Source organism: uncultured Friedmanniella sp. (assembly GCF_964244005.1).
In the GTDB taxonomy this organism is placed as follows: Bacteria; Actinomycetota; Actinomycetes; order Propionibacteriales; family Propionibacteriaceae; genus Microlunatus.
Genome location: NZ_CAXTHG010000003.1, coordinates 76475 through 97357 on the forward strand (window position 1 = coordinate 76475; position 20883 = coordinate 97357).

20 protein-coding genes are annotated in these 20883 nt (G+C 70.4%); 7 read left to right on the forward strand and 13 right to left on the reverse strand.

The features are described from left to right. Positions 1 to 5: 5 nt before the first annotated feature. The 4 genes from ACFE76_RS02790 to ACFE76_RS02805 all read right to left on the reverse strand — a co-directional run bounded on the left by ACFE76_RS02790 (position 6) and on the right by ACFE76_RS02805 (position 2449). Entirely contained in the window at positions 6 to 536 is a 531-nt protein-coding gene (locus ACFE76_RS02790) for a YbjN domain-containing protein (RefSeq protein ID WP_375430215.1), read from the reverse strand. After that, positions 536 to 1078, reverse strand: a complete 543-nt coding sequence (locus ACFE76_RS02795) for a hypothetical protein (RefSeq protein ID WP_375430216.1) — start codon at positions 1076 to 1078, stop codon at positions 536 to 538. Before ACFE76_RS02795 ends, ACFE76_RS02790 begins: the two co-directional genes overlap by 1 nt. 142 nt (positions 1079 to 1220) lie before the next feature. Next, the gene (locus tag ACFE76_RS02800) at positions 1221 to 1700 is read right to left on the reverse strand and encodes a type II toxin-antitoxin system VapC family toxin (RefSeq protein WP_375430217.1); all 480 of its coding nucleotides are present in this window, start codon (positions 1698 to 1700) and stop codon (positions 1221 to 1223) included. After that, on the reverse strand, positions 1697 to 2449 hold the full coding sequence (locus ACFE76_RS02805) for a hypothetical protein (protein ID WP_375430218.1): 753 nt from the start codon (positions 2447 to 2449) through the stop codon (positions 1697 to 1699). The genes ACFE76_RS02800 and ACFE76_RS02805 overlap by 4 nt, the downstream gene beginning before the upstream one ends. A 206-nt stretch (positions 2450 to 2655) precedes the next feature. On the opposite strand from ACFE76_RS02805, the gene ACFE76_RS02810 reads away from it, so the two are divergent. The 3 genes from ACFE76_RS02810 to ACFE76_RS02820 are packed head-to-tail and all read left to right on the forward strand — an operon-like array spanning position 2656 to position 5119. Continuing rightward, a complete protein-coding gene (locus tag ACFE76_RS02810; RefSeq protein ID WP_375430219.1) occupies positions 2656 to 3546 on the forward strand; it encodes an ABC transporter substrate-binding protein in 891 nt (296 codons plus the stop codon). Next, entirely contained in the window at positions 3543 to 4391 is an 849-nt protein-coding gene (locus ACFE76_RS02815; protein WP_375430220.1) for an amino acid ABC transporter permease, read from the forward strand. The genes ACFE76_RS02810 and ACFE76_RS02815 overlap by 4 nt, the downstream gene beginning before the upstream one ends. Beyond that, positions 4388 to 5119, forward strand: a complete 732-nt coding sequence (locus ACFE76_RS02820; RefSeq protein ID WP_375430221.1) for an amino acid ABC transporter ATP-binding protein — start codon at positions 4388 to 4390, stop codon at positions 5117 to 5119. The genes ACFE76_RS02815 and ACFE76_RS02820 overlap by 4 nt, the downstream gene beginning before the upstream one ends. 128 nt (positions 5120 to 5247) lie before the next feature. Here ACFE76_RS02820 and ACFE76_RS02825 read toward each other — a convergent pair whose 3' ends face one another. The 4 genes from ACFE76_RS02825 to ACFE76_RS02840 all read right to left on the reverse strand — a co-directional run bounded on the left by ACFE76_RS02825 (position 5248) and on the right by ACFE76_RS02840 (position 10421). Continuing rightward, the gene (locus ACFE76_RS02825; RefSeq protein ID WP_375430222.1) at positions 5248 to 7149 is read right to left on the reverse strand and encodes an amylosucrase; all 1902 of its coding nucleotides are present in this window, start codon (positions 7147 to 7149) and stop codon (positions 5248 to 5250) included. Between the two features lie 199 nt (positions 7150 to 7348). Next, positions 7349 to 8485 carry a GTPase family protein gene (locus ACFE76_RS02830; RefSeq protein WP_375430223.1) on the reverse strand — a complete coding sequence of 379 codons (1137 nt, stop codon included), beginning with the start codon at positions 8483 to 8485 and terminating at the stop codon, positions 7349 to 7351. Positions 8486 to 8526: 41 nt separating this feature from the next. Next, positions 8527 to 9210 (reverse strand): response regulator, encoded by a 684-nt coding sequence (locus ACFE76_RS02835; RefSeq protein ID WP_375430224.1) that lies wholly within the window; start codon positions 9208 to 9210, stop codon positions 8527 to 8529. After that, a complete protein-coding gene (locus tag ACFE76_RS02840) occupies positions 9207 to 10421 on the reverse strand; it encodes a sensor histidine kinase (RefSeq protein WP_375430225.1) in 1215 nt (404 codons plus the stop codon). The genes ACFE76_RS02835 and ACFE76_RS02840 overlap by 4 nt, the downstream gene beginning before the upstream one ends. Before the next feature lie 220 nt (positions 10422 to 10641). Between ACFE76_RS02840 and ACFE76_RS02845 the strand changes: the two genes are divergently transcribed. Then, positions 10642 to 11397 (forward strand): hypothetical protein, encoded by a 756-nt coding sequence (locus ACFE76_RS02845; protein WP_375430226.1) that lies wholly within the window; start codon positions 10642 to 10644, stop codon positions 11395 to 11397. Positions 11398 to 11516: 119 nt separating this feature from the next. After that, positions 11517 to 13379: a translational GTPase TypA gene (gene typA, locus ACFE76_RS02850; RefSeq protein WP_375430227.1), complete on the forward strand. Its 1863-nt coding sequence runs from the start codon at positions 11517 to 11519 to the stop codon at positions 13377 to 13379. Between the two features lie 70 nt (positions 13380 to 13449). Here the strand turns inward: typA and ACFE76_RS02855 are convergent, their stop codons facing one another. From ACFE76_RS02855 to ACFE76_RS02870, 4 genes are all read right to left on the reverse strand, one after another. Next, on the reverse strand, positions 13450 to 14232 hold the full coding sequence (locus ACFE76_RS02855) for a hypothetical protein (RefSeq protein WP_375430228.1): 783 nt from the start codon (positions 14230 to 14232) through the stop codon (positions 13450 to 13452). Between the two features lie 20 nt (positions 14233 to 14252). After that, complete coding sequence (locus ACFE76_RS02860) at positions 14253 to 14696, reverse strand: helix-turn-helix domain-containing protein (RefSeq protein ID WP_375430229.1); 444 nt, start codon at positions 14694 to 14696, stop codon at positions 14253 to 14255. Between the two features lie 160 nt (positions 14697 to 14856). Beyond that, on the reverse strand, positions 14857 to 17370 hold the full coding sequence (locus ACFE76_RS02865) for a glycoside hydrolase family 65 protein (RefSeq protein ID WP_375430338.1): 2514 nt from the start codon (positions 17368 to 17370) through the stop codon (positions 14857 to 14859). 8 nt (positions 17371 to 17378) lie between these two features. Next, positions 17379 to 18110: an HAD family hydrolase gene (locus tag ACFE76_RS02870; protein ID WP_375430230.1), complete on the reverse strand. Its 732-nt coding sequence runs from the start codon at positions 18108 to 18110 to the stop codon at positions 17379 to 17381. 152 nt (positions 18111 to 18262) lie between these two features. Between ACFE76_RS02870 and ACFE76_RS02875 the strand changes: the two genes are divergently transcribed. Together ACFE76_RS02875 and ACFE76_RS02880 are read left to right on the forward strand one after the other, a co-directional pair. Beyond that, positions 18263 to 19240 (forward strand): asparaginase, encoded by a 978-nt coding sequence (locus ACFE76_RS02875; RefSeq protein WP_375430231.1) that lies wholly within the window; start codon positions 18263 to 18265, stop codon positions 19238 to 19240. Continuing rightward, a complete protein-coding gene (locus ACFE76_RS02880; protein WP_375430232.1) occupies positions 19237 to 19902 on the forward strand; it encodes a nucleoside/nucleotide kinase family protein in 666 nt (221 codons plus the stop codon). Before ACFE76_RS02875 ends, ACFE76_RS02880 begins: the two co-directional genes overlap by 4 nt. A gap of 15 nt (positions 19903 to 19917) precedes the next feature. On the opposite strand, the gene ACFE76_RS02885 is transcribed toward ACFE76_RS02880, so the two are convergent. Next, a complete protein-coding gene (locus ACFE76_RS02885) occupies positions 19918 to 20880 on the reverse strand; it encodes a YgfZ/GcvT domain-containing protein (protein ID WP_375430233.1) in 963 nt (320 codons plus the stop codon). Positions 20881 to 20883: the final 3 nt, after the last annotated feature.

The window sequence follows — 20883 nt, forward strand, 5'->3', positions numbered from 1 at the left end:
AGGGATCACGCCCCGGTTGTTTCGGTCCCGGCGGCCGGCCTCGCCACGTCCTCGGCGGGCGGAGCCAGGTGGGCGAAGGCCGCGAGGTTGGCGGTCGACTCCCCCCGCGACCGCCGCCAGGCCCACTCGCGGGCGATGCTGGTGGCGAACCCGAGCTCCAGCAGCGGGTTGAAGGAGCGGTCGGCAGTCTCGGCGACGGTCCCGAGCAGCTGGTCGACCACGGCGGCGGAGACGGCGTCGACAGGCAGGGTCCCGGTCAGGTACACGTCGCCGAGCGCGTCAACGCTGAAGCAGACTCCTCCCAGCTTGAGATTGTGCTCGAGCAGCCAGCGGTAGAACGCCGCCTCGTTCTCGTCGGGTCGGCGGACGACGAAGGCCCGGACGCTCAGCCCGTAGCGGCCCACCTCCAGCGCACACTCGGTGACGAGCTTGCGGGTACCAGGCAGCGAGACCGAGAACACGCCGGGCGCACGCTCGGACCAGGGCAGGCCCAGATCGGCCAGCACCGCCCGCACCACGTTCGCCGCGTCGGTCATCAGTGCGTCAGCACCAGCTTGACGCCCGCCACGAGCAGCGCCGCGACCGCGAGCCCGACCCCGATCAGCACGTTCTTCCAGGTGCTGCGTTCCCCCTGCAGGTGGGAGACCACCGAGCCGAGCAGGACGAACCGGACGACGATCGAGGCCAGCCCGACCAGGATCGCTGCGGTCGGAGTGAGCCAGCCGAGCCAGCCCGCGAGCAGGACCAGCGCCGGCAGCGACCCCGAGGTGGCGATGGGCACGGAGTCCCGGATCGAGCTGCGCAGCTCGTGCCCGCCGTGGCGGTGCGCGACCGAGACGGCCAACAGGTGAGCGACGAAGGTGGAGACGGCCGTCCCGACCACCAGCAGGACCGCCTGGCCGTTCTGGACCGTGGTGCTGTCCGCGGCCGCGACCACGGCGAGAACCAGCACGTTGCCGTAGACGTAGGACTCGACCCGCTCGGCCGCGCGCTCGCGGGTCAACGTCCCGGCGGCGACCTCGCGCTTGGTCCAGGGCCAGCTGGTCACCAGCCCCACGACGGGCGTCGCGCGCGGCATGGCAAACCTCCTTCGGTAGGCGGGATTCGTGGCGGTCTAGGCGCACCCATCCGACCGCGCGGGAGCGCCGCTCAGGTTCCGACAGCGACGAGTACGGGGCTGCGCGTGCCCAAACGCCCTGTCCTCAAGGGCTGTTCGAGCATCAGCCCAACTCCAGCTCGCCCTGAGCTGGCCCCCGCGGCCGGCCGATGACCAGACCGGGGATACGGTCGGCCACCTTGAGCTGGTCGTGGTCGAGGCTGAAGAAGAGGCTGCAACCGTTCAGTTGGGCCACGGCAACGTGCAGAGCGTCCGCGCCCTTCATCTCGTACTGGCGAGCGATCTCTGCCGCCCTCAGGCCGGCGCTCTTATCGATCTCGAGATAGCGGAAAGGGAGATTCTGCAAGACCCTCAGCGCCTGGTCCATCCGGCGGGCGGACTCGACCGCAGCCAGACCTTGAGGCGCACGGATGGCTGGTGCACCGACGACCTCAGCCGGTACGAGGGCCGAGAGCATGCCCTCGTACACGCCGTGCTCAGCGGCCTGCAGAGCGGCAAAGCTCTCCGCGTAACCAGGTGCGCTCGAGCCCAGGAGAACTTCGACGTAGACCGAGGTGTCACAGTAAAGCCGCGGTGGGCTCATTCGCGATGGTCCAGCACATCCGTCGACGTCAGGCCGGCGTCGCCGAGCTCGTGATAGAGACCGGCGATGGCAGCAAGGCTGACGCCCACGGTCTCTGCCGGCACGGTGAAATCGTGCAGAGCAAGACTGACGCGCTGGCCCTCACCGTTGCGGCGGATCTCCCCGCGCGCCTCGATCACGTGGCCGAGCGCCTCGCGCAGGATGCGTGCGGCCAAGTCGCGCGGGTACGTGGCGGTGATGGTGGTGCCGTCGTCCAAACTCAGCCCGATCTGGTGGGTCCGGCGGTCCTCCCACTTGTCTACGAGGCCGTGAACACTGCCCAGAGACACCTCCCGCGCCTGGATAGCCTGTTCGGCATGTGCGGCGAACTCTGCGGTAAGCCGCAGCAGCGGGTCGCCCGGCGTGGTCACAGAGACGCCGTGCACGCCACCCGAACCGCTCAACCGAGCAAGATCGCGGGCCTTGCGCACCATGGCCTGGTTCCACTGCGGCGGAATGGCCGTACGCCTCGCCAAGAGTTCCATCCCGGACCTGACGAGCGTGGCGGCACCGGGAGCCGCAGGGTTCTCGAGCGCGAACGTGACCGATCCCAGACTCAGCTCGGCGACGTTCCACTGCCCGGTACTGACGCCCAGCGTGGCTGCAGCCTCCTGCACGAGCTGCAGCGAAGCGCCCAGGGCAGTCTGGAGCGCCTGCGCGCTGATCCCACCACGCTCACCCTCGAGCGTGATCGTCATGTCTGCGATCACAGCAGGTTCCTTCCCGTGCAGCCGACCTTTCCTCAGCCTAACGGTGTCGACTGACACGAACGGGCTGACGCAAGCGGCAGGCCGCGCACAGGACGGCATCTCATCCCGGCCGACGGAGATTCCCGTGTGCATGACCCGGCATTAGGGTTACCGATCATCCGCAGTCCACGGCCCTCAGCGGCCGACCGCAGGCCTCAGGAGCTCCGTTGCTGCCCACGATCGTCCACCGCGCCCGGTTCCGGGTCCTTGCCGCATCCGCTTTGGCGCTGCTGGCCGTCACCGGCTGCGCTCCGGAGGACGCCACGCCGGCGGCCCCCGCGACCAGCGGCAGCGCGAGTGCAGCCAGCTGCAGCAAGGACACGCTCAGCCTGATCACCCCGGGCACCTTCACGGTGGGTACCGACAAGCCGGCGTATGAGCCCTGGTTCTCCGACGACGACCCCACCAACGGCAAGGGCTACGAGTCGGCGGTCACGTACGCGGTGGCCGAGCAGCTCGGCTTCGCGAAGAGTGACGTCAAGTGGATCACCGTCCCCTTCACCAACGCGTACGCGCCGGGTGCGAAGAAGTTCGACATCGACGTCAACCAGGTCTCGATCACCGAACCGCGGCGCAAGGCCGTCGACTTCTCCTCCGGCTACTACGACGTGGCGCAGGCGGTCGTCACCACCAAGGGATCGCCGATCGCCGGTGCGACCACGCTCGCGGCGCTGAAGAGCGCCAAGCTCGGCGCCCAGGTGGGCACCACCTCCTACACCGCGATCACCGAGCAGATCCAGCCGAGTGAGAAGCCGGCGCCCTACGACACCAACAACCTCGCCGTGCAGGCGCTGAAGAACGGCCAGATCGACGGCATCGTCGTCGACCTGCCCACCGCCTTCTACATGGCGGCCGCCCAGCTGGACGACGGCCAGATCGTCGGCCAGCTGCCGCCGGGCTCGGGCCAGGCCGACTCGTTCGGCTTCGTGCTCGCGAAGGGCAGCGGTCTGACCAGCTGCGTCTCGGCCGCGGTCGACGCGCTCAAGGCCGACGGCACGCTGAAGAAGATCGAGGGCGAATACCTGTCCAACGCCGGCGGCGCTCCCCTCCTGCAGTGAGCTGGCAGCCCTCGGCCCTGCAGCAGCAGCGGATCGCCCACCGACGGCGGCGGTCCAACCGCTCGGTGGCGATCGCGCTGGTCAGCACGGTGCTCATCGTGGTGGCGCTGGTCGTCGGCATCGGGTCGACGCCCGGCTGGCCGAGGGTGCAGGAGACCTTCTTCGACCCGGCGCGGGCCTGGTCGGCGCTGCCTGGCGTCGCGACCGGGCTCTGGCTGAACGTCCGGATCATGATCGTCTGCGGCCTGCTGATCGTGGTCGTGGGGCTGACTCTCGCGGTGCTACGGACGCTGCGCGGCCCCGTCTTCTTCCCCGTCCGGGTGGCCGTCGCGGCCTACACCGACCTGTTCCGCGGGCTGCCGCTGCTGCTGGTGCTGTTCCTGCTGGGCTTCGGCGTACCGGCGCTGCGGCTGCGCGGGGTCCCGAGCGACCCGCTGATCTGGGGCGGCGCCGCACTGGTGCTGACCTACTCCGCGTACGTGGCCGAGGTCTTCCGGGCCGGGATCGAGTCGGTGCACCCCTCGCAACGGGCGGCCGCACGCTCGCTCGGTCTGACGTACGGGCAGTCGATGCGCTTCGTCGTCCTCCCGCAGGCCGTCCGCCGGGTGGTGCCGCCGCTGCTGAACGACCTGGTCAGCCTGCAGAAGGACTCCGGGCTGATCGCCGTCCTCGGCGTCGTCGACGCCATCAGGTCGGCGCAGATCGAGACGGCGACCGACTTCAACTTCACCCCGTACGTGGTGGCCGGGGTGCTCTTCGTCCTGCTGACCATCCCGCTGACCCGGCTGACCGACTGGGTCGCGCGCCGGCAGGGCTGGTACGGCGTCGCGGGGGCCACGACATGACCCTCCTCGAGGCGCGCGGGCTGCGGAAGGCGTTCGGCGACCAGCTGGTGCTCGACGGTCTCGACCTGAGCGTCGAGGCCGGTGAGTGCGTGGTGCTGATCGGCGGGTCGGGCTCGGGCAAGTCGACGCTGCTGCGCTGCCTCAACCTGCTGGAGACCCTCGACGACGGCCAGATCCTGCTCGAGGGCCGCGACATCAGCGACCCGCGGGTCGACGCGGACGCGGTCCGGGCCCAGGTCGGCATCGTCTTCCAGGCGTTCAACCTGTTCCCGCACCTCAGCGTGCTGGACAACGTGACCCTCGCGCCGGTCCGGGTGCACCGGCGACCGCGGGCGGAGGCAAGGCAGCAGGCGCTGGAGATGCTGGAGCGGGTCGGCCTGTCCGGAAAGGCCCAGGCCAAGCCGGACGAGCTGTCCGGCGGCCAGCAGCAGCGGGCAGCGATCGCCCGAGCGCTGGTCAACTCACCGGTCCTGATGCTCCTGGACGAGGTGACCTCCGCCCTCGACCCCGAGCTGGTCTATGAGGTGCTGTCCCTGCTGCGCGACCTGCGCGCCGACGGGATGACCATGGTGCTGGCCACCCACGAGATGGCCTTCGCCCGCTCGGTGGCCGACACCGTCTGCTTCCTGGACGGCGGCCGCGTCCTCGAGCAGGGCCCGCCGGCCCAGCTCTTCGGCGCTCCCCGCGAGGCCAGGACGCAGCAGTTTCTGGCCAGGCTCGAACTCTGAACCCAGTCCACGCCGAGGATCGCGCCGCTGTCGAAAGGAGCGTCCGGTGAAACACGTCTTTCGTCTCACCGGACGCGACGTCGACAGCGGGCCAGAGCGATCCGAGCGACCGAGCGGAGCGAGGTCAATTACACAGGCTGGACGAACCAGAAGGTCTGGTAGGGCGCCACCAGGAGCGGTCCGTCGGTGAGCGGGGTCTGCTCGGTCAGCGCGTCGACAGCCCAGTTGCCCACGGGGACCACCCAGCGGGGCAGGGACTGGGGTGCGTCGGTGACGTTGTAGACCTCGACCATGGTCTGGGTCGGCGCGCGGCGCACGAAGACCAGCACGGCCGGGTTGACCGGGTCGGCGATCTCGGTCTCGACGGCTGCGTCGAGGGCAGGCAGCGCGGCCCGCACGGCGATCGCGTGCCGCAGCCCGTGCCAGACCCGGTGCTCCAGGGAGTCCGGCTCGTGCCGTCGGGCGGCGGCCTCCCACGGCATCCGCGGCCGGTGCACCCAGCGGTTGTCGTCGGCGTGGTCAGGCACGTCGAGGAAGTGGTAGTCGTTGCGCAGCGCCAGCTCGTCACCCATCCACAGCAACGGCAGGCCGCCGAACCCGAGCACGATGTGGTGCGCGAGCAACAGCCGCTGGATCGCGAGATCGAGGTGGTCGGCGTCTCCGCTGGCCAGCGCGGCCTCGATTCCCAGCAGCGAGGCGGCCGACCCGCTGATCCGCCGGTCCCCGGTCTCAAGATTCTCCTGGAAGACCAGGCCGCGGGCGTCGCTCATCGGGTACAGCCCGGCGTAGTAGTCGGCCAGGAAGTGCCGGTGCTCGAAGCCGTTCAGCCCGACCGAGGCGGCGTCGCCGTCGTCGATGGCCCAGCCGATGTCGTCGTGGCAGCGCAGGTAGGTGTCCCAGACCGTCGTGGGCGGCTTGGCGGGGAAGCGGTTCAGCGCCGCGCAGAACAGCCGGGTGTCCTTGGCGGCCAGCGCCGACCAGATCTGCACCATCAGCGAGTTCTGGTAGGCCATGTCGCTGACCTTGCCCGCGTGCTTGCCCACGCCCAGGTACGGGGCGAGGTCGGCGGGACCGACGATCGCCTCTGCCTTGAAGATCAGTGCCGGCGCGGCGATGCGCGCCACCGTCCGCAGCGCCTGGGTGATGGCGTGCACCTCGGGCTGGTTCTGGCAGTTGGTGCCCATCCGCTTGAAGAGAAAGGCAATGGCGTCCAGCCGCAGGCACTCCACCCCGAGGTTGGCCAACCAGCAGATCAGGTCGGCGAACTCGTAGACCACGTCGGGGTTGTGCCAGTTGAGGTCCCACTGCCAGGTGTTGAACGTCGTCCAGACCCAGGAGTGCGACTCCTCGTCGTAGGTGAAGTTGCCGGGCGCGAAGTCGGGGAACACCTGCGGCAGGGTCGCCTCGTACGCGTCGGGCAACGCCCGGTCGGCGAACATGTGGAAGAAGCCCCGAAAGTACGGGTCGCCGGCCCGGGCCGCGCGCGCCCACTCGTGCTCGGCGGCCACGTGGTTGAGCACCAGGTCGAGGGTGAGGGAGATCCCCTTGCCGCGCAGCACCGTGGCGAGGGCGCGCAGGTCGTCGATCGTGCCCAGGTCGTCGCGGACGGCGCGGTAGTCCACCACCGCGTAGCCGCCGTCGTTCGGGGCCGGCCGAGGCTTGAGCAGCGGCAGCAGGTGCAGGTAGGTGACGCCGAGCTCGACGAGGTAGTCGACCTTCTCCCCGACCCCGGCCAGGGTGCCGCCGAAGAGGTCGGCGTACGTGGCGTACCCCACCATCTGCGGCCGGGAGAACCACTGCGGGTCGGCGTGCCGGCGCAGGTCCAACAACCGTAGGTCGGCCGGTCGCTGCCGGAAGTTCTCGGCGGCGATCACCACCAGCCGGCGGGCCATCTCGGGTGCCTGGTCGGGGTAGGCCCCGCCGAGGGCGCTGAGCAGATCGGGCCAGTAGCGCTTCAGGCGCGTCTCGAAGACCACCTGATCATGGACCGGCTCGCCCTCGAGCAGCGGTGCGACATCCGGGGTGCTCACCCGCCGAGGGTAGATCTTGGGCCGGGCGGGTGGCCGCAGGGGTCCGGCGTGGCGGTCGGAGGCGTCGTAGTTTGTCGCCCCAAAGCTTCGTGGTTTGGCGGCGTCCAGGTGCGTGCATCGCAAGGCCGACGAGGAAGGGCTACCGGGTCGTAGCACGACGAGGAGAACCCGCGAGGTGCGTGGCTGGGTTCATTTCGGATTAGGCCGACTGCTTGTCGTCCCGACGGATCTTGACCTTCGAGAGCTCCTCCAGGAACGCCGCCTTGACGACGTCGCTGTCCAGCGCCTGGCCGACCCCGCCGAGCTTGCCTCGGACCACCCGCTGGCAGACGGCCAGCCAGGCCTGGCCCATGGCGTAGGTGAACGAGGACGCGACCCCGGCGCTGATCGCCCCGCCGGCTACCGTGCCCACCCCGGGAACCAGCTTGAGCAGGCCGCCGAACGTGGCCCGGCCGGCCGAGGTCGCCGCGGTGGTCGAGGCGACCGCCATCAGTGCCGCCCGGTCGAACCTGATGTCGTACAGCTGGCCGATCTTGGCCATCATGCCCAGCTGGATCGGCACCAGCATCGCCGCGTCGGAGAGCGGGATCGGGCTGAACGCCGCGCCGGCCGCCATCGCGGCGCCGGTGGCTATGTAGCCCTGCGCCTGCCGAGCCTTCCGATCCGTGTCGATCTGCTGGGCGGCGGTGAGGGCTTCGTCGACGCCCTCGGGCGCCACCTGAAAGGTGGCATCGAGGACGTCCTTCAGCCCGTGCACCGGCGCGCCGGTGAAGGGGTCCGCGACGGCGTTGACCATGAACGGGCGACCGCCGGCCAGCGGCAGCCGCTGCGCGGCGATGACCTTGGCCAGCTCGAGGGCGTCCGGGTGGTACTGCCCGTCGCGTACCGGAACCTGCGTGATGACCAGCACCACCGGCAGGCCGATCTCGTCCAGGCGGCGGATGAAGTCGCCCTCGGCCTCTTCGAAGCGCCGGTCCAGGCCGCGGACGCAGTACCAGGCGACGTGCAGCTGGTCCGACAGCGGCAGCTTGCGCATCTCCTTCATCGCCTTGCTGAGCTCGGCGAGGATCTCCTTGTTGTCGCGACCGACCTCGAGGCCCTGGGTGTCGACGATGCCGAGGTGGCCGACCTTGTCCACGTAGAGGCGGCTGCCGCGGGTCACCGGCGCGCCGATACCGGTCTTGGCGACCTCCTCGCCGAAGATCGCGTTGATCAAGGTCGACTTGCCGACCCCGGTCTTGCCGAAGATCGCCAGGTTGAAGCGCCCGATGGCCGCGTTCTGGCCGTCCCACTGCTCGCGGAACGAGTCCCGGAACCAGTCCGTACCGCCTGCCACCTGGGTCTCCGTCCGCTGGTCCGGCCTCCAGCCTATGACCCTCACGCCGACGGTTGGCGCTTCTCCCCCGGTTGAACCAAGCCGCTGCTGTAGGCGAAGGCGATGGCGCGCGGTCGGTCGCGCAGGCCGAGCTTGTCCAGCACCCGGCCGAGGTGGGTCTTGACCGTGGTCTCGCCGAGGAAGAGCTCGGCGGCGATCTCGGCGTTGCTGTAGCCCAGACCGACCAGCCGCAGCACGTCGGTCTCCCGGGCGGTCAGCAGGTCGAGCTCGGCGGCCGGAGGCGCCACGACCGGCGCGGCCGCGAGCCGGGCGATCACGCCGGGCACGATCGTCGGGTCGAGCGCTCCCTGACCGGCACGGGCATGCCGGATGGCGTCCACCAGATCCTCGGGCGGTGAGCTCTTGAGCAGGAAGCCGGCCACCCCGCGCCGCAGCGCGGCGTCGACCACCGCGTCCTCGTCGAAGGTGGTGAGCATCAGCACCTTGGTCCCCGGCGCTTCGGCGAGGATCGCGGCCGCGGCGTCCAGACCGCTCAGCCGAGGCATCCGGACGTCCATCAGCACCACCTGCGGCCGCAGCCGGAACACCACGTCGACACCCTGCTGGCCGTCGGCGGCCTCGCCCACCACCTCGAGGTCGTCCTCGCTGGAGATCAACAGCTTCAGCCCGGCCCGCACCATCGCCTCGTCGTCGACGATCACCACCCGGGTGGCCACACCGGTCACCGCCGGGTCCCCGTCAGCCGGGCTGCAGTGGGTTCGGGGATCCGGTCCCCGGCCGTGACCGGCAGGCTGACGGCGACCGCGAAGCCGCCGTCGGGATGCGAACCGTAGGCCAGCGTCCCGTCGAACATCGCCACCCGCTCGGCCATCCCCGTCAGTCCGTTGCCCGGCTGGACGGCGGCGGTCAAGGGCGGTCCGTCGTCGGCGACGAGGATTTCTAGCCGGTCGCCGGCGGCGTCCAGGCCCACCCGGACGTGGGCCCCCGGAGCGTGCTTGAGGGTGTTGGTCAGCGCCTCCTGGATGATCCGGTACGCCGACATGTCCAGCGGCGGAGCGAGCAACGGCAGCGGCCCGGACCGGTCCAGGGTCACGTCCGCGCCGGCGGTCCTGACCTGGTCGAGCAGGTCCTCGAGCTGGGCGAGCGAGGGCAGCGGCGCCAGCTCCGGCGCGGACGGGCGTACCAGCCCGACAATGCGGCGCAGCTCCTCGACCGAGCGGCGACCCAGCAGCTCTGCCTGCTGCAAGGTGGCCTGCTCGGTGGGCAGGGCGTCCAGCCGGCGGCGCACCACCCCGACCTGCAGCGTCATCACGCTGACCGAGTGGGCGACGGCGTCGTGCAGTTCCCGGGCGATCCGGGTCCGCTCGGCCGTGACGGCGGTCTGGGTCCGGCGCTCCCGTTCGGCGGCCAGCTCGGCCGCCAGCCGAGCCAGCTCGGCGGAACGAAGCTTCTCCCGCTGCAGCAGGGATCCGACGAACCAGCCGGGAGCGGTGAACAGCAGGTAGAAAAGGATCTCGAACACCTCACCGCCCTGGACGGCGGTGCTGATCCCCACGCTCGCGGCGGCGATCAACCAGGCGGCGAGACTCCACCGCCCGGGCAGCCGGAAGGCGAAGAAGCCGATCATGAACAAGATCATGATCAACTCGGTACCGCCGCCGTGCGGCATCCCGGGGACCAGCACGTTGGCCGTGCACAGGGCCACGGCGACAACCAAGCCCACGAAAGGAAGTGGGTAGGCCAGCAAGGCGCAGAGCATGATCAACAGCACGCTCAGCCAGACCAGCGGGCTCAGCGTCGAGCCGCTCGGGAACGTGCCGTTCTCGATGATCATGGAGGACCCGAGCAGCAGGGCGACCGAGACGACCGTCACCCAGCCGCGTGGGGTGGTCGGGAACACGAACCGGGGCTGGGTGAGGGCCGGTGACGCGGTCATGACAGCACGGTAGAGCTCCGGGACGACGGGCGCATCGTCTCCGCAGGGGATCTCGACCGCCGTCGGGTCCTCTCGGCGAAGGACGGCGCGACCAGTCCCCCAGACCCTGGAACGCAGCCAGGACGGGCCGCCGAGCCGATCCGCCCCCGCCGGGGAATTCGTAGCGTTTCGGCCATCACCTTCCACCGACCTCCACCGAGGTCAGGACCTAGGAGCTCCGATGACTACCACCCTCCCCCCTGTCGAAGCCGACGGACGCGAGACCGCGGACCACGGTCTCTTCGCCGCGAGCCTCCGCAGACCACTCAGCCTGGTCGGCGGCGCCGCGATGCTCGCGACCCCGCTGCTGATCATCGCCGGTGAGCTCAGCTCGCCGCCCCAGGCCAGCAGGGCCATGGGCGACTACATCGAGTCGTTGGCCCGTGACCCCTTCCTCAGCAGCGTCTCCGCCAGTCTGCTGCACTACGGCTGGGTCACCACGGCTCTCGGCCTCGTCGTCGCCATGACCCTCGTCCGCGGACGCAAGGGTCGAGTCCTGGCCCTGGTCGGTGGGCTGGCCGGTGGCTTCACCGCCGTACAGATGTCGGCGTTGATGCTGAACGACTACTTCCTGTCGGCGCTCGGGAACAACCTCGCCCTAGGCGACGCGGTCCGGGTCGCCGAGGCCATGATGGTCCACGGGGACGCGGCGTCGCAGGTCTGGTGGCAGAGCGGCAAGCTGGCCATCGCGCTGCCGGTGCTCCTCTACGCCGGTCTGGCTCGCGCTGGGGTCATCTCGTGGTGGCTCGTCCCGCTGTCGGCGTTGCCGATGGTCGTGCCGTACCTGGTGATGGGCCTGGTCGGCGGGGCGTCCGATCAGCTCATCGGCGGCAACGCGCTCGGCCTGGTGGCCGGCGGTCTGAGCGGACTGGTCTGCTACGCCCCGACGTTCCTGGTCGGACTCCGGCTGGTCAACCGCGCCCGGCTGACGGCCTGACAGAACGGTCGCGGCAGCGACGATTCGGGGTCAAGCACCCCCGGTCGGTAGACTCGGCCGAGTTGCCTGCGTCGCTGCTGCGACCGCGACCTCATCTACCTGTCAGGAAGTCCTCACGCATGCCCACTCGCTCTGATCTGCGCAACGTCGCCATCGTCGCCCACGTCGACCACGGCAAGACCACCCTGGTCGACGCCATGCTCTGGCAGTCCGGCGCCTTCCGCGCCAACCAGGACGTCAACAACCGCGTGATGGACTCGATGGACCTCGAGCGTGAGAAGGGCATCACCATCCTGGCCAAGAACACCGCGGTGCTGCACCACGCCCCGGACGGCCAGAACGTGATCATCAACATCATCGACACCCCCGGCCACGCTGACTTCGGCGGCGAGGTCGAGCGGGGTCTGGAGATGGTGGACGGCGTCGTGCTGCTCGTGGACGCGTCCGAAGGCCCGCTGCCCCAGACCCGGTTCGTGCTGCGCAAGGCGCTGGCCAAGAACCTGCCGATCATCGTCGTCGTCAACAAGGTCGACCGGCCCGACGCCCGCATCGCGGAGGTCGTCGAGGAGACCTACGAGCTCTTCCTCGACCTGCTGGACGACAGCGACACCGACGTCCTCAACTTCCCCGTCGTCTACGCCTCCGCCAAGGCCGGCCGCGCGTCGTTGACCGCTCCCGCCAACGGCGAGATGCCCGACCACGACGACCTCGGCCCGCTCTTCGCCACCATCCTCGACGGCGTCCCCGCGCCCGAGTACGAGGACGGCGCGGTGCTGCAGGCCCACGTCACCAACCTCGACGCCTCGCCCTACCTCGGCCGGCTCGCGCTCTGCCGGGTGTTCGCCGGGGAGATGAAGCGCAACCAGGTCGTCGCGTGGTGCAAGCAGGACGGCACCATCCAGAACATCAAGCTCACGGAGATGCTGATCACCGAGGCGCTCGACCGCGTCCCGGCCGACATCGCCCGGCCGGGCGACATCATCGCGATCGCCGGCATCCCCGACATCACCATCGGTGAGACGCTGTCGGACCCCGCGAACCCGAAGCCGCTGCCCCTGATCACGGTCGACCAGCCGTCGATCTCGATGACCATCGGCATCAACACCTCACCGCTCGCCGGCAAGTCCGGCAAGCTGCTGACGGCCCGCCTGGTCAAGAACCGGCTGGACGCCGAGCTGATCGGCAACGTGTCGATCAAGGTCGCCAACACCGAGCGGCCCGACACCTGGGAGGTCCAGGGTCGCGGTGAGCTGCAGCTGGCGATCCTGGTGGAGATGATGCGCCGGGAGGGCTTCGAGCTCACGGTCGGCAAGCCGCAGGTCGTCACCCGCGAGATCGACGGCAAGGTCCACGAGCCGGTCGAGCGGCTGACCATCGACGCGCCCGAGGACTTCGTCGGCGTGGTCACCCAGCTGATGGGGCTGCGCCGCGGCCGGCTCGAGCAGATGATCAACCACGGCACCGGCTGGGTCCGGATGGAGTACCTGGTCCCGGCCCGCGGTCTGATCGGCTTCCGGACCGAGTTCCTCACCGAGACCCGCGGCACGGGCATGATGCACCACGTGTTCGAGGCCTACGAGCCCTGGCACGGTGAGCTGCGGACCCGGCCCAACGGCTCGCTGGTCTCCGACCGCTCCGGTGTGGTCACCGCGTACGCGTCGTTCAGCCTGCAGGAGCGGGGCACGCTCTTCGTCGCCCCGACCACCGAGGTCTACGAGGGCATGATCGTCGGCGAGAACGCCCGCTCCGACGACATGGACGTCAACATCACCCGCGAGAAGAAGCTCACCAACGTCCGTTCGGCCACCGGCGACGAGCTCGAGCGGCTGATCCCGGCACGGCTGATGAGCATGGAGCAGGCGCTGGAGTTCTGCCGCGGCGACGAGTGCATCGAGGTCACCCCGGCCGCCGTCCGCATCCGCAAGGTCGTGCTGTCAGCGGGCGAGCGGTCCCGCACCCGCTCGCGGGCCAAGAACGCCTGATCTCGGTCCACTCGCTGTTCCGCTGATCGATCCTGACGCGTAGTCGCGTCAGGATCGATCAGCGTAGGACTCAGCTCTCGCGGGGCGGGTACTCCACGTCCGGCTCCTGCAGGTCGACGTCGTCGGGCAGCACGACGTCCTCGACCACGATGACGTCTTCGACCACCACGGCCTCGACCGGCTCAGACGCGTCGGCGAACGTGGGCTCCGGCACCACGGGCTCGTCGGCCACGGGCGCCTCGGGGACGGACGCGGCGGCCGCCACGGCCGCAGCGCGGGCCTTGATGGCCCGACGGGCTGCGTCGATCCGCTCCTGGATCTTGTCGAACGCCGGGTCGATCCGGCCGGCCACGTCGCTGCGGACCCCGTCCAGGGCACGCTGGCCGCGGTTGGCCAGGTCGCTGTAGGTGCTGGTGGCCTGCTCCTGCAGCTCGGTGACCCGGCCCTTGGCCACCTCGGGTACGGCCTTGACGTCCTCCGGCAGGCCCTCGGCGAGCTTGCGTACCTGCTCGGCCTGGATCCGGGCGACCTCTTCGGCCTGCTTGGCGAGCTCTTCCCGGCGGAAGCGCAGCTCGGCCAGCCGGGCGCTCGCCCAGCGGGAGGTGTCGGTGACGGTGCTGCGGACAGCGCCGACGGCCAGCTCGGTGATCCCGGCGAAGGCGTAGAGCGCCTTGAGGTCGGACTCGCGTCGAGCGGCGGCGATCTCAGCCACCGTGGGCTTGGCCGGGGGGACCGTACCGAGCAGCGGCTCGTCGGGGGCACCGGCCAGGGTGGGCTCGACCGGGGTGGGGTCGGTTGGCGTGGTGTCCAGCAGGGTCTCGTCGAGCGGCGTGGGGTCGGATGTGGTGGACATGATGCCTCCTGGGCGTGGTCCTAGTGATGAGGGTCGGGTACGGGCGGGTTCGACGGCGACGAGGGTGAGGGGGCGGCAGCCGCCTGGTCAGCCAGGTTCCGCTCGTTCTCGCGGATGAACGAGGTGTAGATCTCGATCAGCACGCGCTTCTGCCGCTCGCTGATCCCGGCGTCGGCCAGCACCGCCATCTCGACGGTGGTGCTGGGGTGGTCCTCGGGATCGAGGATGCCGGCCCGGACGTACAGCGTTTCCGCCGAGACCCGCAGCGCCTTGGACAGCTGCTGCAGCACCTCGGCCGAGGGCTTGCGCAGCCCGCGTTCGATCTGGCTCAGGTACGGGTTCGAGATCCCCGTCTGCTCGGCCAGCTGACGCAGCGAGAGCTCCGCGCTGCGGCGCTGGGCCGCGATGAACTCACCGAGGGAGTTGAGCTGATCTCCCAGGTGCGCCGTTCGCAGTCGAGCCATGCGCCCAGTCTGCTTGCAATTGCAAGCAGACGCAAGCTGTGTGCATTTGCGCTCGGGCTCGATCAGGCCCGGCCCTGTCTTCCTCCTCGCTCGCAGGACGAAAAGCATGTCCTGCTCCCTCGTCGTCCAGACAGGGCCGGGCCTGATCGACCCTCGCGCGTCAGACCGCGCGCAACCTCCGCGGGGTGGCGGCCTGGGGGACGGAGGCGGTGATCAGGGAGCCGTCGGGGCGGCGTTCGCCGGTCTGCAGGGCGAGGTGGCCCTCGATCAGCGGGCCCTGACCGTGCAGGATCACCACGATCGGATCACCTTCCCCCAGCTGGACCCGTCGGCCCTGGACCGACACCTCGACCGGTTCCTCGGGACCGACCTTCAGCACGGTGAAGGTCATCTCCTCGGCGGTCAGGTCGACCCGGACGCGGGTGCCCTTGAGCGTCAGGTGGTAGCGCAGCGCCGACCACGTCTCGGGCAGCCGCGGGTCGAAGGTGATCACCCCGTCGTAGTCGCGCATGCCACCGAAGCCGTAGACGAGCGCGTTCCACACCCCGCCGGTCGAGGCGACGTGCACCCCGTCGGTCGCGTTGCCGTGCAGGTCGGCGAGGTCGACGAACAGTGAGCTGTGGAAGTAGCGCAGCGCCAGGTCGCGGTGGCCGACCTCGGCCGCGATGATCGACTGGACCACACCCGACAACGTCGAGTCACCGGTGGTGATCGGGTCGTAGTACTGGAAGTCCGCGCGCTTCTGGTCGAGCGAGAAGTGGTCGCCCTGCAGGAACAGCGCCAGCACCACGTCGGCCTGCTTGAGCACCTGGAAGCGGTAGATGACCAGCGGGTGGTAGTGCAGCATCAACGGCCGCTTGTCCTCGGGCGTGTGCTTGAGGTCCCAGACCTCCCGGTCCAGGAACTGCGCGTCCTGCGGGTTGATCCCGGTCACCGGGTCGTACGGGATGGCCATCGACTTGGCCGCCAGCACCCACTCCCGCAGCTCGGAGGCGTGAATGTCGAGCCGCGCGACGACCCGGCGGTACTCCTCGGGCATGTCGGTCTTCATGTGGTTGACCGTCCACGCGGCCTTCTCGAGGTTGAACCGCGCCATCACGTTGGTGAACAGGTTGTCGTTGACCACCGTCGTGTACTCGTCCGGCCCGGTGACCCCGTGGATGTGGAAGCTGCGCAAGCCGTCGCCGTCCTCGCGCCAGAAGCCGAGGTCGGCCCACATCCGGGCGGTCTCGACCAGGATGTCGATGCCCTCCCGCCACATGAAGTCCTCGTCGCCCGTGGCCACGACGTACTTGCACAGGGCGTAGGAGATGTCGGCGTCGATGTGGTACTGCGCGGTACCTGCGGCGTAGTAGGCCGACGCCTCCTCACCGTTGACGGTGCGCCAGGGGAAGAGCGCCCCGCTCTGGGCCAGGTCCTGGGCCCGTCGGCGGGCGGCGTCGAGCATGTTGTACCGGAACCGCAGTGCGCTGCGCGCCATCGTCGGGGAGGTGTAGGTGAGGAACGGGAGCACGTAGATCTCGGTGTCCCAGAAGTAGTGGCCGCCGTAGCCCGAACCCGTGACCCCCTTGGCCGGGACGCCCGACTGCTCGGCCCGGGCCGTCGCCTGGGCGAGCTGGAACAGGTTCCAGCGGATCCCCTGCTGCAGCGCCGGCTGGCCCTCGACGACGACGTCCGTCCGCTCCCAGTAGGCATCGAGCCAGCGCCGCTGCGCCTCGTACTCCACGGCGATGCCGTTGCTCAGCACCCGGTCGAGCGTCCGCCGCGTGCGGTCCACCAGCTCGCGTACGGGCACCCCGCGCGAGGTGTGGTAGCTGACCGTCTTGACGATCCGCAGCGGTACGCCGGGCTTGGCCGCCACCCGGTAGACCATCTTGCCGGTGTCCTCGTCGGTACTGATGTGCTCGGTGTAGGCGAGGTCGGTCTCGATGGCGTGGTCGACCCCGACGGCCAACGTCATGCCGGAGTTGGCTGCTCGGTAGCCGAGTGTGATCCGCGAGTCGCCGCACCAGTGCCAGACCGGCTCGAGCACCCGCGTCTCGAAGGCCTCCGCCTTGCGCGGGTCCGTGCCCGTCCCCATCGCGGCGGCCCGGACGTGGTACTCGTCGCGGCCGTCCTGGCGGTTGAGGGTCTGGCTGGAGACGACGACCGGTGCCTCGTCGTCGAGCATGGTGATCTCGATGCTCATGATCGCCAGGTGCCGCTGGGTGAACGAGACCATCCGGGTCGAGCTGACCCGCACCCGCTTGCCGCCGGGCGTACGCCAGACGATGTCGCGGTGCAGCACGCCGTCGCGGAAGTCCAGCGATCGTTCGTAGGACTCGAGGTCGGCGACCGAGAGCAACATCGGCTCGTCGTCGACGTAGAGCTTCATGGTCTTGTTGTCCGGGACGTTGACGATCGTCTGGCCGACGCGGGCGAAGCCGAACGCCTCCTCGGCGTGCCGGATGGGCCAGGTCTCGTGGAAACCGTTGATGAACGTGCCGTGGGCGTGCGCCTCGCGACCCTCCTCGACGTTGCCGCGCATCCCGAGGTAGCCGTTGCCGACCGCGAACAGGGTCTCCGTGACGCCGAGGTCGGCCGAGCTGTACAGGGACTCGGTCAGCCGCCACTCATCGATCGGGAACCGGCCCCGGTCCAGCGGGTCGCGGCTGCGGATCGGGTCGTCGCCCATGGAGCCGATCACCGGCCCGACCCGGAGACGGCGAGCTCGGCGAGGTCGTCGACCACCAGGTCGGCACCGGCCTGGGTCAGCCGGTCGGCACCGACGCCCCGGTCGACCCCGACGACCAGGCCGAAGCCGCCGTCGCGGCCGGCCGCCACCCCCGAGAGCGCGTCCTCGAAGACGACCGCCCGCTCGACCGGGACGCCCAGCTGGTCCGCGGCGTAGACGTAGGTGGCGCCGGACGGCTTGCCCGACAGGTGCTCGGCCTCGGCGAGCGTGCCGTCGACCACGACCGTGAAGCGCTCGGCCAGACCGGCGGCCGCCAGCACGGCCGAGGCGTTGCGGGAGGACGAGACGACGGCCACCTGGGTGCCGCGCTCGGCCAGGAAGTCCAGCAGCGCCACCGACCCGGCGTACGCCTCGACGCCCTCGCCGGCCAGGACGCTCGCGAAGAACGCGTTCTTGCGGTTGCCCAGTCCGCAGACGGTCTGCACGTCCGAGCCGTCAGCAGGATCACCGTCGGCGAGCTCGACGCCGCGCGAGGCAAGGAAGGACCGCACCCCGTCATAGCGGGGCTTGCCGTCGATGTGGTCGAAGTAGTCGCTGTCGACGTAGGGCTGGTCGGTCAGCCCGCGCATGGTCAGGAAGTCGACGAACAGCTGCCGCCAGGCCCGCATGTGCACCTCGGCGGTCGGCGTCAGCACCCCATCGAGGTCGAACAGCGCGGCCCCGAACTCATCCCAGTTCATACCTGACCATCGCAGGCCGCGCCGACGTCATCCCAGTTCACGAGGAGCAGCCTAGAACTGTTTCCGACGTTGTACGGACAAATGGTGGTCCGAATGTTCGCCCTCGGCCGGGCCAACAAGCGCAGCCGCAGATCTCCTCTAGATTCGTCTCCGTGCCCAGACCCGAGGAGACCGATCCCATCGTCGTGGAGGTCGTCCGCAACGGCTTCGTCGAGAGTGTCCACCGGGGGCGGGTGGCGGTCACCGGGCCGGACGGCGCCCTGCTCAGCTCGGTCGGTGCCGAGTTCGCACCGATGTACCCGCGCAGCGCGAGCAAGCCGCTGCAGGCGGTCGGGATGCTGCGCGCCGGGCTTGTGCTGGACGGTGCACCGCTCGCGCTGGTCTGCGCCTCCCACTCGGGCGAGCCGTTCCACGTCGATGGTGTCCGGGCGATCCTCGCCGGCGCCGGTCTGGACGAGTCGGCCCTGCAGACCCCGGCCGACTGGCCGCTCGACGACGCCGCGCGCGAGGCGGTGATCCGAGCCGGGCAGCACCGGCAGCCGGTGTTCATGAACTGCTCGGGCAAGCACGCCGGCATGCTGGCCACCACCGTCGCGACCGGCGGGGACGTCGCGACCTACCGGGACCCCGACCACCCGACCCAGCTCGCGATCCTGCGGACCATCGACGACCTCGCGCACGAGCAGGCCACGGCACTGGCCGTCGACGGCTGCGGGGCACCGCTGTTCGCGATCTCGCTCTACGCCCTGGCCCGCGCGTTCGGCTCGTTGGCCGTGGCGTCGGACGGGGCCGAACGCCAGGTGGCCGAGGCCATCCGGGCCAACCCGCCGTACACGTCCGGCAGCACCCGCGACGAGCTCGCCCTGCACCGCGCCATCCCGGGCCTGGTCGGCAAGGCCGGCGCCGAGGCGGTGTACGCGGTGGGGCTGCCCGACGGTCGTGGGGTCGCGCTCAAGATCACCGACGGCAACCCGCGCGCCCGCGCCGTGCTGATGGCGGCCGTGCTGCAACGGCTGGGCTACGCGCACCCGACCCTCGACGAACAGGTCAGCGCACCCGTCCTCGGCCACGGCGAGCGAGTCGGCGAGATCCGCCCGGTCCGGGAAGCCCTGTCCGGGATCGGCGCATGACCGCCTCCCTCGAACCGACGGTCCTCCAAGCCACGCCGGCAGACCTCGTCGGGACCGCCCGAGGGCTGGTCAGCCCCGGCCGTCGGACCCTGCTGGGCATCACCGGGGCCCCAGGGGCGGGCAAGTCGACCCTGGCCGAGTTCCTGGTCCGTGGGCTGGGCGACGCGGCGGTCGGCATCAGCATGGACGGCTTCCACCTCTCCAACACCGAGCTGACCCGGCTGGGCCGGCTCGAACGCAAGGGAGCGCCGGACACCTTCGACGCCGCGGGCTTCGTCCACCTGCTCCGCCGGCTGCGCGACGGCCACGACGACGTGGTCTACGCGCCCGTCTTCGACCGCAGCCTCGAGGAGTCGATCGGGTCGGCGGCTCCGGTGCCCGCGACGGTGCCGCTGGTCGTCGTCGAAGGCAACTACCTGCTGGCTGATGGCCCGTACTGGGGCCAGGTGCGCGGTCTGCTCGACGAGTGCTGGTACCTCGATCCCGGCGAGCAGGTCCGGGTCGAGTGGCTGCTCGCCCGGCACCGCCGCTACGGCCGGTCCGAGGCCGAGGCGCAGGAGCGCTCGTCGGGCAGCGACGGCGCGAACGCCCGGCTGGTCGCCGGGACACGGGCCCGGGCGACCCGGGTGATCGAGGTCCTCGGGCTCGACGTCACCTCGTAGCCGAGTTCGGCAGGCTCAGAGGCGCGGGCGGACGTGCAGGCCGATCTCAGGGTCGACCAGGATCTCCTGGTTGGCGGCGATGCCGTCGACCAGCACGGTCGCGTCGGGGTCGATGTTCCGCTTGACCAGGGCGAGCGCGACCGGACCGAGCTCGTGGTGCCGGGCGGAGCCGCCGACGATCCCGACCGTACGGCCGCCGATCTCGAGCGCCGCGCCGGGGGCGGGCAGGGCGTCGACGCTGCCGTCCAGCAGCAGCCGGACCAGTCGCCGCGGCGGTCGGCCGAGGGTGTGCACCCGGGCAACCGTCTCCTGGCCGCGGTAGCAGCCCTTGTCCAGGTGGACGGCGACGCCGATCAGCCCGACCTCGTTGGGGATGGTGCGGTGGTCGGTGTCGAGGCCGATCCGGGGGACGCCGGCCTCGATCCGGCGGGCCTCCAGGGCCCAGGTGCCGGCCCGGGGCGCGAGGTCGAGCGCCGTGCTCAGGTCGGTACGCGGGACGAACAGCTCCCGACCGCCGAGGGAGTCCAGTCCCGACCGGCTCACCCACGGCGTCTCGGTGTCGCCGAGCTGCCACACGATCGCCAGGTCGGGCGTCCGGTCGGCCACCTCGACGCGCATCATGAACCGCATCCGGTCCAGCCAGCCGACCAGCGCGGGGGCCGCGTCCGGCTCGGTGTGCGCCCAGAACGTGGTGCCGTCGTCCACCCCGTACAGCACGTGCTCGAGGTGGCCCTGAGGCGACAGCACCAGGGTGGTCACGCCGACGCCCGGAGGCAGGGCGGTCAGGTGCTGGGTGGTGAGGGAGTGCAGCCAGCTGAGCCGGTCGGGACCGGTGATGCTGACGACGCCGCGGTGGGACAGGTCGACGACGCCCGTGCCGGTGCTGAACAGTCGCTGCTCGCGCATGGGGTCGCCGTAGTGCCACGGGACGCCGGCGTCCACGCCGGACTCGGACACGATCGCGGTCTGGGAGCTCATGGC